The organism is Ulvibacterium sp. (genome assembly GCF_965248315.1).
Classification (GTDB): Bacteria; Bacteroidota; Bacteroidia; order Flavobacteriales; family Flavobacteriaceae; genus Ulvibacterium.
The window spans coordinates 2,406,511-2,421,482 of record NZ_CBDFIX010000002.1; the positions used below are offsets into that span (position 1 = coordinate 2,406,511).

At 42.1% G+C, this 14,972-nt stretch carries 13 protein-coding genes; 5 read left to right on the plus strand and 8 right to left on the minus strand.

Going from position 1 to position 14,972, the window contains the following annotated elements:
• The first annotated feature begins 2 nt into the window (after positions 1-2).
• Complete coding sequence (gene aac(6') / locus ACP2AF_RS12055) at positions 3-461, plus strand: aminoglycoside 6'-N-acetyltransferase (protein ID WP_425236405.1); 459 nt, start codon at positions 3-5, stop codon at positions 459-461.
• 7 nt (positions 462-468) lie between these two features.
• On the opposite strand, the gene lptB is transcribed toward aac(6'), so the two are convergent.
• The 3 genes from lptB to ACP2AF_RS12070 form a co-directional block, all read right to left on the minus strand.
• Positions 469-1,209 (minus strand): LPS export ABC transporter ATP-binding protein, encoded by a 741-nt coding sequence (lptB, locus tag ACP2AF_RS12060; RefSeq protein ID WP_425236406.1) that lies wholly within the window; start codon positions 1,207-1,209, stop codon positions 469-471.
• A 113-nt stretch (positions 1,210-1,322) separates the two neighbouring features.
• Positions 1,323-2,177, minus strand: a complete 855-nt coding sequence (tatC, locus tag ACP2AF_RS12065) for a twin-arginine translocase subunit TatC (RefSeq protein WP_425236407.1) — start codon at positions 2,175-2,177, stop codon at positions 1,323-1,325.
• Positions 2,177-3,142, minus strand: coding sequence for a KpsF/GutQ family sugar-phosphate isomerase (locus tag ACP2AF_RS12070; protein WP_425236408.1), 966 nt, complete (start codon positions 3,140-3,142; stop codon positions 2,177-2,179). Before ACP2AF_RS12070 ends, tatC begins: the two co-directional genes overlap by 1 nt.
• 193 nt (positions 3,143-3,335) lie before the next feature.
• Here ACP2AF_RS12070 and recQ point away from each other — a divergent pair, with 193 nt between their 5' ends.
• The gene (recQ, locus tag ACP2AF_RS12075; protein ID WP_425236409.1) at positions 3,336-5,549 is read left to right on the plus strand and encodes a DNA helicase RecQ; all 2,214 of its coding nucleotides are present in this window, start codon (positions 3,336-3,338) and stop codon (positions 5,547-5,549) included.
• 16 nt (positions 5,550-5,565) lie between these two features.
• On the opposite strand, the gene ACP2AF_RS12080 is transcribed toward recQ, so the two are convergent.
• The 5 genes from ACP2AF_RS12080 to ACP2AF_RS12100 form a co-directional block, all read right to left on the minus strand.
• Positions 5,566-6,618 (minus strand): S66 peptidase family protein, encoded by a 1,053-nt coding sequence (locus tag ACP2AF_RS12080; RefSeq protein WP_425236410.1) that lies wholly within the window; start codon positions 6,616-6,618, stop codon positions 5,566-5,568.
• Positions 6,619-6,838: 220 nt separating this feature from the next.
• The gene (locus ACP2AF_RS12085) at positions 6,839-8,167 is read right to left on the minus strand and encodes a carboxypeptidase-like regulatory domain-containing protein (protein ID WP_425236411.1); all 1,329 of its coding nucleotides are present in this window, start codon (positions 8,165-8,167) and stop codon (positions 6,839-6,841) included.
• Between the two features lie 239 nt (positions 8,168-8,406).
• Positions 8,407-9,453 (minus strand): alpha/beta fold hydrolase, encoded by a 1,047-nt coding sequence (locus ACP2AF_RS12090; RefSeq protein ID WP_425236412.1) that lies wholly within the window; start codon positions 9,451-9,453, stop codon positions 8,407-8,409.
• A 35-nt stretch (positions 9,454-9,488) separates the two neighbouring features.
• Positions 9,489-10,235, minus strand: a complete 747-nt coding sequence (rluF, locus tag ACP2AF_RS12095; protein WP_425236413.1) for a 23S rRNA pseudouridine(2604) synthase RluF — start codon at positions 10,233-10,235, stop codon at positions 9,489-9,491.
• Between the two features lie 111 nt (positions 10,236-10,346).
• Positions 10,347-10,859 (minus strand): YfcE family phosphodiesterase, encoded by a 513-nt coding sequence (locus tag ACP2AF_RS12100; RefSeq protein ID WP_425236414.1) that lies wholly within the window; start codon positions 10,857-10,859, stop codon positions 10,347-10,349.
• A gap of 128 nt (positions 10,860-10,987) precedes the next feature.
• On the opposite strand from ACP2AF_RS12100, the gene ACP2AF_RS12105 reads away from it, so the two are divergent.
• The 3 genes from ACP2AF_RS12105 (at position 10,988) to ACP2AF_RS12115 (ending at position 14,968) form a co-directional block, all read left to right on the plus strand.
• On the plus strand, positions 10,988-11,920 hold the full coding sequence (locus ACP2AF_RS12105; RefSeq protein WP_425236415.1) for a sugar phosphate isomerase/epimerase family protein: 933 nt from the start codon (positions 10,988-10,990) through the stop codon (positions 11,918-11,920).
• A gap of 96 nt (positions 11,921-12,016) precedes the next feature.
• The gene (locus tag ACP2AF_RS12110; RefSeq protein ID WP_425236416.1) at positions 12,017-13,213 is read left to right on the plus strand and encodes a Gfo/Idh/MocA family protein; all 1,197 of its coding nucleotides are present in this window, start codon (positions 12,017-12,019) and stop codon (positions 13,211-13,213) included.
• A gap of 57 nt (positions 13,214-13,270) precedes the next feature.
• Complete coding sequence (locus ACP2AF_RS12115) at positions 13,271-14,968, plus strand: GMC oxidoreductase (protein ID WP_425236417.1); 1,698 nt, start codon at positions 13,271-13,273, stop codon at positions 14,966-14,968.
• Positions 14,969-14,972 lie beyond the last annotated feature (4 nt).

Below are 14,972 nucleotides of genomic sequence, written 5' to 3' on the forward strand. Positions count from 1 at the left end.
AATTGAATACCATAGAATATATAAAGTTCAATAAGGCGCATTTTGGCGAATGGCGCAAAATGTCCTTGGAGCTTTTTCCTGGATACGCAACGGATCATTTGGAGAGAGATTTGCTTCAGGTTATAGAATCCGACAATCAGGAGACTTTTTTTGCCAAAGGTGAGGAGGGGATAATCGGTTTTATCAATGTCTCTATCCGGCATGACTATGTAGAGGGCTCCAATTCCTCACCGGTAGGTTATATTGAGGCGATTTTCATTAAACCCGATTATCGGAAGCACGGGGTTGCACGAAAGTTAGTTGATTTAGGAGAGCAGTGGGTTCTGGAAAAGGGATGTACACAAATGGGTTCGGACACATGGGCTTCCAATAAGCATGCACGTAAATTTCATTTGGGATTGGGTTTTAAGGAAGAGGATACCTTGGTACACTATATCAAGAATCTGAAAACAGATTCTTAATAGCCTTTTAAAAATCCAGTTTTTTCTTTCGAAGTTCAAAATTCTGGCCTAGGTAGACTTTTCGAACCATTTCATCTGCTGCCAAGTCTTCCGGAATACCGGATTTTAGGATACCCCCTTCAAACATGAGATAGGACCGTTCCGTGATGGCCAAGGTTTCCTGTACGTTATGATCCGTAATAAGTATGCCAATATTCTTATTTTTCAACTGGGCCACAATGCGCTGTATGTCCTCCACGGCAACGGGATCCACACCGGCAAAGGGTTCGTCCAATAGAATAAATTTGGGATCCGTGGCAAGTGCCCTGGCAATTTCGGTACGTCTGCGCTCCCCTCCGGAAAGTAGGTCCCCGCGGTTCTTACGGATATGGCTAAGACCGAATTCCTCTATAAGGGATTCCATCTTCATAAGCTGCTCCTTTTTACTCAATTTGGTGAGCTGCAATACGCTGAGAATATTCTTTTCAATACTTAATTTCCGAAAAACCGAAGCCTCTTGGGCCAAATAACCAATACCGTTTTGTGCCCTTTTGTACATTGGAAATTTGGTAATCTCCATATCATTTAGAAAAATCTGACCTCCATTGGGTTTGATCAAACCAACAATCATATAAAACGAAGTGGTTTTTCCTGCACCATTGGGCCCCAACAACCCAACTATTTCACCTTGGTTTACTTCCAAGGAAATCCCTTTGACCACTTTTCGGCCCCGGTAGGCTTTCATGATGTTTTCGGCTCTTAGCTTCATCTCCTCTATTTCAGGTTTCCAGTCTTTGGTTTCAAGTTTTTGATGATCTTACATTGCATATATAGAATAAACCAAAACAAAAGAAACAAGAAACTTTTGAAATGCTTTGGTATTTAGGTCTTTTTTAACCCGGCATCTTTGCTTTTCATTTCCTTTTTCGCTTCCCGTCTTAAAACTACTTTGGAAATATAAATGCTGACCTGATAAAGAATCAATACGGGAAATGCAACGATAATCTGGCTGGTCACATCTGGAGGTGTAATTACCGCAGATAGGATCAATACGATTACCAGAGCAATTTTTCGGTACTTTTTGAGAATTTCCGGGGTTACCAGGCCTACTTTGGTCAAAAAATAGATAATGATGGGCAGTTCAAAAAGAACACCACAGGCAATAACCGATGTTCTCACCGCACCAATGTATGAGCTAAGATCAAACTCGTTAAGGACCAGTTCGCTTACCTGGTAGGTACCCAAAAAGTTTATGGAAAGGGGTGCTACCACATAATATCCGAACAAGACTCCCGTAAAAAATAAGGTGGAGGCAACAAAAATAAAGCCCTTGGAATGTTTTCTTTCATTGGGGTGAAGCCCAGGGCTTATAAACCGCCACATTTCGTAAAGTACATAGGGGAACCCTACAATAAACCCTACCCAAATAGCGGTCCATATATCCGCCGAGAATTGCCCGCCCATGGTACGGCTTTGTATAGTAAATGGTAATTTATCCGCGCAGAAATCAGATTCTATACCCAAAAAAGTTGCAGCCTTACAGAAAAATCGATAGGTCGGGAAATCCATTTGTGAAGGGCCAAATATGATGACATCAAAGACAAAACCACTCATCACAAAGGCCACACATCCAATGATTACTATAGCTAGGGTAGAACGTATTAAATGCCAGCGCAATTCTTCCAAATGATCCAAAAAGGACATTTCATTAGGGTTTTTGTCTACTTTTTTTGCCATTAGAGTATTCCTTCGTTGATTAAATTGTGCAAATGTACTACCCCTACATATTTATTCCCCTCTACGGCCAATACTTGGGATATGCCTTTGTCCTGCATTAATTCCAATGCTTTAATGGCCAGTACATCGGTTTCAATGGTCTTTGGATTTAATGTCATGATATCCTTTGCCTTGAGTCCATTGATGTTATCATATTTATTCAACATTCTCCTGACATCCCCGTCCGTAACAATACCAACAATCTCATCGTCCTTTATGACAGCACTTACACCGAGCATTTTTTCGGAAATCTCCACAATGACCTTTTTTACATCGGTATCCATTTCAACTTGAGGACGTTGATTGTTTTGGGCAATATCGGCTACCCGTAAATAAAGGCGCTTCCCTAGGGACCCTCCGGGATGGTACTTGGCAAAATCCTTACTGCTAAAACCCTTGAGTTCTAGTAGGCATATCGCCAGGGCATCTCCCATGACCAATTGGGCCGTGGTACTTGTTGTAGGAGCCAGATTATTCGGGCAGGCTTCTTTGGTCACAAAGGTATTGAGGACAAAATCTGACTGTTTGGCCAAAAACGAATCCAAATTACCGGTCATCCCGATTAATTTATTTTTGCCCCGTTTTATGAGAGGGACCAGCATTTTAATTTCTGGAGTGCTACCACTTTTTGAAATACAGATGACCACATCGTTTTCCTGTATGGTGCCCAAATCGCCATGGATGGCATCTCCGGCATGCATAAAAATGGCCGGGGTTCCCGTGGAATTCAAGGTGGCCGATATTTTAGAGGCGATTATGGCGCTCTTACCAATGCCGGAAACGATTACCCTTCCTTTGGATTTTATAATACATTCAACCGCACCTGGGAAATCATTGTTCAATAAAGAGGCCAGATGTCCAATGGACTTACTTTCCGTTTCAAAAGTTTTTTTTGCCAAGTCCAGTATGGCTTCGTTTTTGCTCAACCTTAGTGTATAAATTGTAGATGGTATTCCTAAAAGAATGCTATATTTAAGTTTACAAAATTACGTAAACTTAATTTTATGGAATACTTTATATTTTAATAAAGTTAAATAGAACAAAAAGCGTTTTAAATTTTAAAAATACGTATCTTAAGTAATTGAAATTTTGACTACGCGCTAATTCAACATTTATAAAATGCAAAAAAACGGTATGGTTTCGAATGGACTGGACCTTCATGCCTCTTTAAAAAAATACTTCGGTTTTTCACAATTCAAAGGACTTCAGGAAGAGGTCATCAAAAATATAATCCAAGGAAATAACACTTTTGTAATCATGCCCACAGGTGGCGGCAAATCATTATGCTACCAGCTCCCTGCTCTGATGCAAGAAGGAACGGCCATAGTAGTGTCGCCGCTCATTGCCTTGATGAAAAACCAAGTAGACGCTCTCCGAGGTGTTTCTTCCAATAACGGTGTGGCCCATGTACTCAATTCCTCCCTGACCAAAAACGAGGTAAAACAGGTGAAATTGGATATTACCGAAGGGGTGACAAAACTACTGTATGTGGCACCGGAGTCCCTGACCAAAGATGAATATGTAGACTTTTTGCAATCCGTAAAGATTTCCTTTGTTGCCGTTGATGAGGCACATTGCATCTCCGAATGGGGGCACGATTTTAGACCGGAGTATCGGAACTTGAAGACCATAGTAAATCGTTTGGGAGATGACATTCCCATAATTGGACTTACCGCTACGGCAACCCCAAAGGTACAGGAAGATATCATAAAGAATTTGGGAATTATGGATGCCAAAGTCTTTAAGGCCTCCTTTAATAGACCCAATCTTTTTTATGAGGTACGACCAAAGACCGAAAACGTGGATGCGGACATTATCCGTTTTGTAAAACAAAATATGGGGAAATCCGGAATCATTTATTGCTTGAGCAGAAAGCGCGTGGAAGAGCTGGCACAAGTATTACAGGTGAATGGCATCAGTGCCGTTCCCTATCACGCAGGATTTGACGCAAAAACACGTTCCAAGTACCAGGATATGTTCCTAATGGAAGATGTGGATGTTGTTGTCGCGACCATTGCCTTTGGAATGGGAATAGACAAGCCGGATGTACGTTTTGTTATTCACCACGATATTCCCAAGAGTATTGAGAGTTATTATCAGGAAACAGGTCGGGCAGGAAGGGATGGTGGTGAGGGCCATTGCCTCGCCTTTTATTCATACAAGGATATTGAAAAACTCGAAAAGTTCATGTCCGGGAAGCCTGTAGCCGAACAAGAGATAGGAAATGCCCTTTTACAAGAAGTGGTCGCATATGCGGAGACTTCCATGTCCCGAAGAAAGTTTATGTTGCATTATTTCGGGGAAGAATTCGATGAGATAAGCGGTGAGGGAGCCGATATGGATGACAACACTAGAAACCCTAAGGAGAAGCAGGAGGCCAAGGAAGATGTACTAAAACTTTTAAAGGCGGTCCAGGGGACCAATGAAAAATTCAAGTCCAAAGAAATCGTAAACACATTAAGGGGCAAGGTAAATGCGCTTATATCCTCTCACAAAACGGATGAGAAACCGGTCTTCGGTATTGGTTCGGACAAGGATAAAAATCATTGGATGGCATTGATACGTCAGGTCTTGGTTGCTGGACTTTTAAGAAAGGAAATAGAGCAATATGGTATTTTACACGTGACACCAAAGGGAGAGGGTTTCCTAAAGGACCCTACATCCTTTATGATGACCAAGGACCATGTATATAATAAGGCCACCGATGATGCCATTGTAAGTGCAGCGACTAAAGGCGGTATTGCCGATGAAAAACTTCTAAAACAGTTAAAGGCCCTGAGAAAGTCCCAGGCAGGTAAGTTGGGTGTTCCACCTTTCGTGGTCTTCCAGGATCCCTCCTTGCAGGATATGGCTTTGAAATACCCCATTTCCATAGAAGAATTATTGAATATCCATGGGGTAGGGGAAGGCAAAGCCAAAAAATATGGGAAACCTTTTGTAGAAATGGTAGCCGCTTATGTAGCGGAAAATGATGTTGTTCGCCCGGATGATTTGGTCGTAAAAAGTACAGGAGCCAATTCTGGCCTGAAGCTCTATATTATTCAAAACGTGGACCGCAAATTACCCTTGAGCGATATTGCCTCGGCCAAGGGTCTTGAGATTCCGGACCTTATCAAGGAAATGGAACAGATTGTTTTTAGCGGTACCAAATTGAACTTAGGTTACTGGATCGATGAAATTTTGGATGAGGATCAGCAAGAGGAAATACACGATTACTTTTTGGAGGCCGAAACCGATAATATAGACGATGCCATGGAGGAGTTTGACGGAGACTATGAAGACGATGAACTACGATTATATCGTTTAAAGTTTATTAGTGAAGTGGCCAACTAGCCCTTACGGAAACACCTTATTTTACAGGTCTTTCTAGGAGTTGTAACGTCATATCCTCAGTATTCAATCGGGCCTTGATCCCAATGGGAAAGGTAAGGTTTTGGGTTACATGGCCAAAGCTCATCCCATAGACCGAAGGTATTTTTAAAGGCCCTATTCTATCCATAATCACTTCTTTTAAACTAAAAGAGTTAGGATTGGTAGACGAATTACAACCTGCACTTACACCAAAAAGTATACCTGCGGCCTTGGAAAATGACTTGCCCGCCAGTAATTGTGTCAACATACGGTCTATACGATAGGGAGCTTCTTCTACATCCTCGATACAGACTAATGCGTTTGTAAAATCAATTTCATGGGGTGTCCCGATAAGTGCAGTGATAAGAGTTAGGCTACCACCTAACAGTCGGCCCTCTCCCATACCAGGAGTGATGACATAACGTTCGTATTCGGGATGCTTCTTTAAACGTTGATTTTTGATTTTGGCATTTTGAATGAGCAGTTGATCTTTGGGGTACATTACCACGCTTTGTAATTGCTCAATACTATAGGGGTCGTTGAGTGTACTCCCCACGGGGCCATGAAAGGTAATAAGTCCGGTTTCCTTAAAGATGCCATTCAGAAGTGCTGTAATATCGCTAAACCCGATTAAGACCTTAGGATTTTTTTTTATGTTTTCATAGTCCAACATATGCACAATGCGGGTACAACCATATCCTCCTCTGGCACATAGAATACCATCTACATCGGGATTGGCAAACATGTGATTTACATCTTTGGCCCTTTCGGCATCGGTATTGCTAAAATAGCCATGCTTTGACAAGATACGTTCTGTATGATAGGGAAAAAGGCCCATTGCCATTAACGTAGTCTTTGCCTCTTCCAGAACTTCCTCATTTATGGCATAGCCCGGGGCGATTAAACCCACTACATCTCCTTTACGTAATCCGGCGGGGAAAATACGTTCGTCCTCGAAAATAAAACTACTATTGCCCAACACATTATTTGGGAGCATCATTGTAGCTGAAATGCCAAGGGCCGAACCAATAAATTGTCTTCTTTTTTGCATGAGTTTGTATAAAAACAACCTCAAAGTAACAAATTTAAACAAGACCAAATACACGGAAATATACTTTTGAAGCAGGTGGGCTTGAATCTATGTGATTTAGACGCCACTGCAATTTGCGTGGATATAACACTTTGATTATAAGTCAACTTTGAAAAACAGGAAAAGCCGCTGAAATATGTATTCTTCAACGGCTTTCCATATGTATCGTTACCCGATAATTTTAAGGAGCGGATGCTCCACCTTTGGATTTAGCCCTTCTTAATTGTCGTTGTATTTTTTTAATAGCGGACTCAATGGATTTTTCGGGTTCTATAATGTTGTATTCTCCCCAAAAATCAGGATCGGAAAAACCATTGGCCGCTTCGGCCAAAATAATAGACGACCTCATTCTTTCCTTTGATTTTGGAAACTCACTGGCCAAATTTTTCTCCCAATCGGTTACTGCCATTTCACAGGTCATGCTATAAACTGAATTGAATAGCCTTTTATCCCAATTGACCTTGAATTCCAATAGCACATTACTATAACCATAGTACCATTTGCCATTTTTTTCTCTGTAATCCACCCTGTAAGCCACTTCTGTAGGCCATACCCTCGCATTCCTTGGTTTTCTGCGCACAAACATTCTGGAGGCCAGATTCTTATCGGTAATATTAAGTGAAAATATGGCGCTTGTAAGAATCTTGTTCTCCACATCTATATATAGTTTTCCCTTATATAGTGGTTCTGGGATACTACTGTGCTGTTCAAAATTAACTACATAAATAAGCTTCTCGTTGACCCTGGTGGAGCGATCAAAGCTGAATACATATTTATCTATGGATTTATCCGTGAAAATATATTCCGGATATTTCATAACATCCACGAATAAAGTATTGAAAGGTCCTCCCTGAAGTTTTAGGGCCACCGTGTCCAATTTGCTATAATCCGTACTTTTTCTGGATTTGTACAATTGTACGGCATCCCTACGTGGAGAAGTATATGGTGTTTTATAGATATTGACCACTGCTTCGGACAAGGAAACGTTTTTCCTTCTTTTTTTAATAGTTTCCCTATAAAAAGCTGTCATCAAAGTAGGATCAACAAAGTAGTTATCGCCTTTTCTTTTCAAGGTTTGTCTAACCAATTCACCGGCATCCTTGGGAATTTCAATATTAACTTCGGAAAGTTCCATAACGGATACTTCCATTTGTATTCTATTGTTGCCGTTACCAAACTGGGCCAAGGGCACCATTTTGTCTTTGTACCCTAAGAAAGAAACAACGACATTCCCTTCCGTTATGTCCTTGGGCACTTTTAAGGCAAACTCGCCTTCCGTGTTGGTGATGGTACTTATGTTGGTTCCCTCAATGGTCAAGGTAGCAAAGACCAAGGGCTTTTTATTTGTGGCGTCCATCACTTCTCCCTTATATTGATTGAAAGAGGTGTCCTGTTGTTGGTCATCTTGGAAAAAAGCGGATGCCCTATGTGTTCCGGTTACCCCAATAAGAAACACTACCAATAGTGCCACCACTAGGGATTTGTTGGGTAATTGTATAAACTTTTGCATCGTGATTGATATTTGGCGCTAGAATGATAAATTTAACTCTAAGGTAGTGATTTTTAACGAAATACTTTGTTAAAAAGATGGTAATAAACCATATTTATTTGTACATTTTGAACACTGGATCCGGCATGCTTCAAATCCATTTTTAAGTCAAAATTCAATCAAGAAGTAGTTACCTGTTTTCACCGAAATGATATTATTTTTGAAACTATCAAAAGATACGGCAACTATGGATTATGGGCTTATTCCATGGGTAAAGTGCCCTTCAATTCATGCAGTATTTTTTCCAAATGGTTTCGAATAAGTGAAAAATGACCTTCGTTTTCGAGCACGTGGAGTTTGGAATTGATTAACTCAGAATCCAAATAAGTACCTCTGTGGAAAGGTGACATTTTATCCTCGGCCCCATACCATAGCTGAATGGGAGCATCAATGTCCTTAATTCGAAAGCCCCAATCGTTTACATATAGCTTCCATTCCTGTACCACTCCATCAATACCATTTTTATAAGCCTCAACACTTCCATCGATAAACTCCCATCCATATTCCGGTCTTTGGGTCATAATTTCCCTATCCGGCACCGGCAGATAATTCTGAAACTGTTTTAGACGGCTCTCCGGTTTTTTCAATAAGGTCTCAATGTCGTTCTGGATTACTTTTCGCAATCCGTTGTCATTTTTCCGTGAAGCCAGCCAATGGATGAATTGCACGGGGGGCCACATACCCTTTAAACTACCTTTGTAATCATAAGGTGCAGCTCCACAGACTACGGCACTTTTACATATCCTATTGGGAATCTCATAGGCACAGGCCAACACATGGGGCGACCCACCGGATAGACCAAAAACCGAAAATTTTTTCAATTGCAGATAATCTGCAAGTTCGGTTACGTCCATAGGCCAATCCAAGAAGGTCCTGTTTTTTTTGAAGGAAGATAATCCAATACCCGGCCTATCCGGGGCAATGATCCGTATTCCCATATTTTGGGCTGTGCTATGCATGAAGGCAGAGGACAACCTGCTTTCCTGTCCCCCATGGAAGTAGAATATTGGAAATCCGACCGGGTCCCCATATTCGGCATACCCTAATGTTCTGCCGTCTTTAAGGATCAGCTTGTTGTCGGTTTTCATTCCAGATTTTACCATGGTATTCCCATCACTTATTTGTGAAGAAACACTTAAGCTAGAAGCGGATATGGGCAATAGGAACAAATACACATAACCAAAAATGGGAAGTAGAAGTATAATTGTTGTTACTACAATAAGTGCAATTTTCAATTTCCTTTTCATGTTGACCGAAAGGTCGTTTAGATTATTCCAGTTTTTTATCTTTTGTCCTTCTCGTCATGAGTCTTGGAAGAAGCCCTTACCAATCGGTAGATTTCGTTAAGTTCATTTTGGTTAAGAAACCGCCATTTCCCCAAGGGAATATCCAAATTGACGTTCATTATACGGACACGTTTCAAGGTTTTTACCCGGTATCCCAAATATTCGCACATACGCCGTATCTGTCTGTTTAGGCCTTGGGTCAGGATAATCTTAAATTCCTGGTGCCCTGTTTGTTCTACCTTGCATTTACGGGTCACTGTGTCCAATATAGGTATTCCATTGGACATTTTGTGTACAAAATCGTAGTCTATGGGCTTGTTTACAGTTACCAGATATTCCTTTTCATGACGGTTTCGAGCCCTAAGGATTTTATTGACGATGTCCCCGTCATTAGTCAAAAAGATGAGACCTTCGCTCATTTTGTCCAAACGGCCAATAGGAAAAATACGTTTGGGAAAACCTATAAAATCTATAATATTATCTTTCTCTACCCGAGTATCGGTAGTACAAACAATGCCCACGGGTTTGTTAAAAGCCAAATAAACCGGTTTTTCCTTAGGTTCGGAAATGAGTTCCCCATCGACTCTTATCGCATCGTTTTCGGAAATTTTAGAGCCCATCTCCGGGATTTTCCCATTAACGGTCACCCGCCCTTGCCCGATAAGTTTATCGGCCTCACGCCGGGAACAATAGCCTACTTCGCTTAGGTACTTGTTAATTCGAACGGGTTTTGAGTCTGGCACTTGTAATAATTTGGAATGTGCAAAGATAGCGTTTTTGATTAGGCACAAGAGTTGCAGGAGGTTCCCATTAACTTAGAAAAAAGAAGCAATCCATCTTAAGCATGGCTTCTCTTAAAGTTCAAATACCTCGGTTTCCAAGGTTTCTGTGTCCAAAATGAGAAAGGTAGCCGGAATGGTCTTCAAACTACCCCCATGGAACCCCATAAGTGTCCCAGGATTTACAAATAGGGTATTGTTTATGGTTTCATTGGATGATAGGTTATGATTGTGCCCGTAGCAGACCACATCGAAACCGCCATTTTTTGCCAATATCCTGGCTTTTTCAGGATAATGGTTCATAGCGAAGGACTTATCGCCCAATTCCCCCCTAAAGTATTCCCCATGTATGTTTATATTCGGGTAATCTTTTGAGATTCCGATGAAGGCGGCCACATCACCATCGTTGTTGCCAAGTGCAATATGGATAGGGCGTGAATACCCTTGTCCAAACAGTTTGATGATAAATGGGGAACATAGATCCCCGCAGCACAGCATAGCCTCGGTAGCTTGTAACTCGGGTATTGCCAGTGCCTTCTTGAGGTTATTTACATGATCATGGATATCTGAAACAATTACGATTTTCACGCTGCAGAGGATTAGGTTAGTTTTTACGAATTTACCAATATTAAACTATAAAAACTTGTACGTACAAGTTGTATGGACTATCTTTATCCAGTTCCATAGTAATTCAAATAAATCTGCTCTTTCTAAACATGGAAAAAAAGATCGATAGACGAAGTTTTGTTCAAAAGTCAAGCTTGGGCTCTACAGGAATGCTACTTGTACCGGGTAATTTGCTATCGTCATTCAAAAGCCATAAAGCTCAAATTGAGATTCCTATAAATGCCCATCTCTGGATTTATGCCAGTAAATTTCCTCCGGATTGGGATTGCACACCTGTTTTGGATACTGTATTTTCCGATTTAAGCTATGCAGGTATCCATGGCGTAGAGCTTATGGAAGGCCAATTGCGTCATAACGATTCCGTCCAGCGGCTTAAAGGACTTACAGAAAAGTACGGGCTGCCTGTTTCTGGATCTTCCTATGGAGTTGGTTTTAAGATGTGGGATGTTGCACAACATAAGACGATTATGGAGGACATAAAGACTGTGGTCCCGCGATTGGCGGAGGTAGGTGGAAGAACATTCGGGATATCCGTGGGAGGTAAAAAGGATGGACTTAAAACCGAAGCAGAACTCGATGTGCAAGCTACCCTTTTAAAGAAAGTCAGGTCTGTTTGCGAGGACAATGGTGTAGAAGCCAATTTACACAATCATACGTATGAAGTGGAGAATGATATGCACGATTTAAGAGGTACTTTGGCCAGGATTCCCGATTTTAAGTTGGGTCCAGATTTAAATTGGTTGATTCGAGGGGGGGTGGACCCTGTAGATTTTATCAATGCCTATGGCCCACAAATTGTATATCTTCATATACGGGACCAGTACAAGGATGGTACCTGGTCTGAATATGTTGGCCAAGGCGATACGGATTTTGAACCCATCGCGGCTGCTCTTAAGGCCCAAAATTTTGAAGGGAAGACCGCAATAGAATTAGCATTTCCCAATAATTTTACTCCTAAAAATGAATTGAAGGAAGATTGGAAAATGAGCCGGGAATTTGTTGAAAAGACTTTTGGGTGGTAGTATGTCGCCATCGGTCGCTTTTGAACAAGACGAAGTCGTAAAGGTAGCTTTAAAGATTTTTGTATTAAATATTGAACTTGAAACAATAATTATACTATGAAAATTGCCATGCTAGGTTCGGGCTTTATCGCTCGATTTTATGCGGAATCCTTACACGCGCAAAGACGCAAGGATCATGTAATTATGGTCTACTCAAGAAACCAGGCCAACGCCGAACGTTTTGCCAAGGACTATGGGCTACCCTTTTATAGCACCTCTATGGAAGAAGCCATTTCGCACCCTGATGTAGATGTGGTGTTAATTTCCTTGCCCAACCATTTGCACGAAGCTGCCGTGCTGGCCTGTGCCAAGGCTAAAAAACATGTCATTTGTACAAAGCCGCTCGGACGCAATGCCCAGGAAGCTAAACGTATGCTCGATGCAGTGGAAGAGGCAGGGATTTTCGGCGGTTATCTGGAAGACCTTTGCTATACCCCCAAGTTCTTGAAATCGATGGAAAGCGTAAAACGAGGAGATATCGGTCGCGTTCTTTGGACAAAATCCCGAGAAGCCCACCCGGGACCTCATAGTGACTGGTTTTGGGACAAGGAAAAATCCGGCGGTGGGGCCATCATAGACCTAGGTTGCCATTGTGTGGAAATCAGCCGGAACTTTATCGGGAAGAACATAAAACCAATTGAGGTCATGTGTTGGGCAGATACCCAAGTGCATCCCATAGATGCGGAAGATCATGCCATTGGACTGGTTAAATATGCAAACGGAGCCATTGGACAGTTCGAGGTAAGTTGGACGTTTAGAGGCGGAATGGACTTACGGGACGAGGTTATGGGTACCGAAGGGACTATATGGGTCAATAGCTTCTTGCGCACTGGTTTTGAAATGTTCACTACCGGAAAAGGAGGTGACGGTTATGTGGCCGAAAAAGCGGAATCGAATGCAGGTTGGTTATTTCCTGTAGGTGACGAGGCCCATGAATTGGGATACCCCCACATGTTTACGGACATGTTTACGGCCATTGAGGAAAATCGTGACCCTTTGGAAACCTTTTATGATGGATATGTGGTCAACGCTATCTTGGATGCCGCCCTTAAATCCGCTGATAGTAAGACCTGGGAGCCTATAATTCTTGAGGATTGGCGGGGAGATGAACCGGAAGATTATAAAAAGGATTGGGAATCCTACGATGATGACCACTATTTGATCAAGGAGGAAATTTTGCCCAACGGAGACGTTACGGTGATATTGAAGCATAAAAAAACGGGAAAGGTTTCCAGAAAAGTGACCCTGGCCTAGGCGTACAGGTTCATGGCGCCATCTATAGTCTAATGTCTCATATCTAATGTCTTAAAAATGTACATCAACGGAAAGGCAATTGCTGAAAACACCTATGACGCCATTGTTATTGGATCGGGAATAAGTGGTGGCTGGGCAGCAAAGGAATTATGTGAAAAAGGGTTGAAAACCTTGGTGCTGGAACGCGGCCGAATGGTAGAGCACATAAAGGATTATCCCACGGCAAGCATGCATCCATGGGAGTTTAAACATCGCGGGGCCATTCCGCAAAAAGTCAAGGAGGAAAACCCAGTGATCAGCCGTTGTTATGCCTTTAGTGAGGCTACGGAGCACTTTTTTGTAAAGGATACCGAGCATCCTTATGAACAGAACAAACCTTTCGATTGGATACGAGGTTATCAGGTGGGCGGTAAATCCTTGCTCTGGGCGCGATGGACACAACGTTGGAGCGATCTTGATTTTGAGGCCAATGCCAAGGAAGGTATTGCAATTGATTGGCCCATACGGTACAAGGACATAGCTCCATGGTACAGCTATGTGGAAAAATTTGTGGGCATCAGCGGAAACAAGGATGGACTTTCTGTTATTCCAGATGGCGAATTTCTGCCACCCATGGAAATGAACTGCCTTGAAAAACATGTAAAGGAGCAATTGGCAAAACAGTATAATGACCGCCACTTGGTGATTTCAAGAACTGCTAATCTAACTGCAAGACACGAGGGTCGCGGCCCCTGCCAATACCGTAGCCTATGTAATCGGGGTTGTCCTTTCGGGGGCTATTTTAGCAGCAACTCCGCTACACTTCCGGCAGCGGAAAAGACAGGAAACCTTACCATCCGACCTTTTTCCGTGGCACAATCTATTATTTATGATGAAACTACGGAGAAGGCTACGGGCGTTCGCATCGTGGATGCCAATACCAAGGAAAGTATAGAATATTTTGCCAAGATCATCTTTGTAAACGGCTCTACTTTGAACTCTACCCTATTGCTGATGAATTCCACCTCATCGCGTTTTCCAAATGGCATGGGTAATGATTGTGGGGAATTGGGGCATAACTTAATGGACCACAATTACAATTGTAAGGTTCAAGGGGAATATGATGGTTTCAAGGATAAATATTATTCTGGGAGACGACCTACCGGAACCTATTTGGCCAGATTCAGAAATTTTGGTAAGGACAAACAGAAAAATTTCAAACGAGGCTATGCGTATGCCGCCGGCGGTTCGCGGGCTGCGCAGAGTGAGCTAAGTAAAACAGCTGTTGGGGAAACCCTTAAAACCGATTTGACACGATTGGGCCCCTGGAAATTTGGTTTTAGCGGTATGGGTGAATGCCTCCCTTATCACGAAAACAAGATAACCTTGAGCAAGGACAAGACCGATGAATGGGGTATGCCACTATTAAACATCGATGCGGAATACAAGGAGAATGAGGCCGCTATGACCAAAGACATGGTCACTACTGCAATGGAAATGTTGGATGCGTTGAATTTTAAGAATATTGAGGATAAAAAGCAGGTACGAAACATAGGGCTCAACATTCACGAAATGGGAACCGCCAGAATGGGCCGTGACCCAAAGACCTCAGTACTTAATGGAAACAATCAGGTTTGGGATGCTAAAAACGTCTTTGTCACCGATGGTGCCTGTATGACCTCAAGTGCCTGTCAAAATCCGTCTTTAACCTATATGGCCTTGACTGCTAGAGCTGCCGATTTTGCAGTAAACGAATTAAAGAAAATGAATCTCTAAGCGA

Coding starts and splice junctions, on each gene's coding strand:
- tatC (WP_425236407.1), bottom strand. CDS start 2,177: ATGGCAAAAAAAGTAGACAAAAACCCTAATGAAATGTCCTTTTTGGAT.
- ACP2AF_RS12085 (WP_425236411.1), bottom strand. CDS start 8,167: ATGCAAAAGTTTATACAATTACCCAACAAATCCCTAGTGGTGGCACTA.
- lptB (WP_425236406.1), bottom strand. CDS start 1,209: ATGAAGCTAAGAGCCGAAAACATCATGAAAGCCTACCGGGGCCGAAAA.
- ACP2AF_RS12080 (WP_425236410.1), bottom strand. CDS start 6,618: ATGCAAAAAAGAAGACAATTTATTGGTTCGGCCCTTGGCATTTCAGCT.
- ACP2AF_RS12110 (WP_425236416.1), top strand. CDS start 12,017: ATGAAAATTGCCATGCTAGGTTCGGGCTTTATCGCTCGATTTTATGCG.
- ACP2AF_RS12115 (WP_425236417.1), top strand. CDS start 13,271: ATGTACATCAACGGAAAGGCAATTGCTGAAAACACCTATGACGCCATT.
- ACP2AF_RS12105 (WP_425236415.1), top strand. CDS start 10,988: ATGGAAAAAAAGATCGATAGACGAAGTTTTGTTCAAAAGTCAAGCTTG.
- recQ (WP_425236409.1), top strand. CDS start 3,336: ATGCAAAAAAACGGTATGGTTTCGAATGGACTGGACCTTCATGCCTCT.
- ACP2AF_RS12090 (WP_425236412.1), bottom strand. CDS start 9,453: ATGAAAAGGAAATTGAAAATTGCACTTATTGTAGTAACAACAATTATA.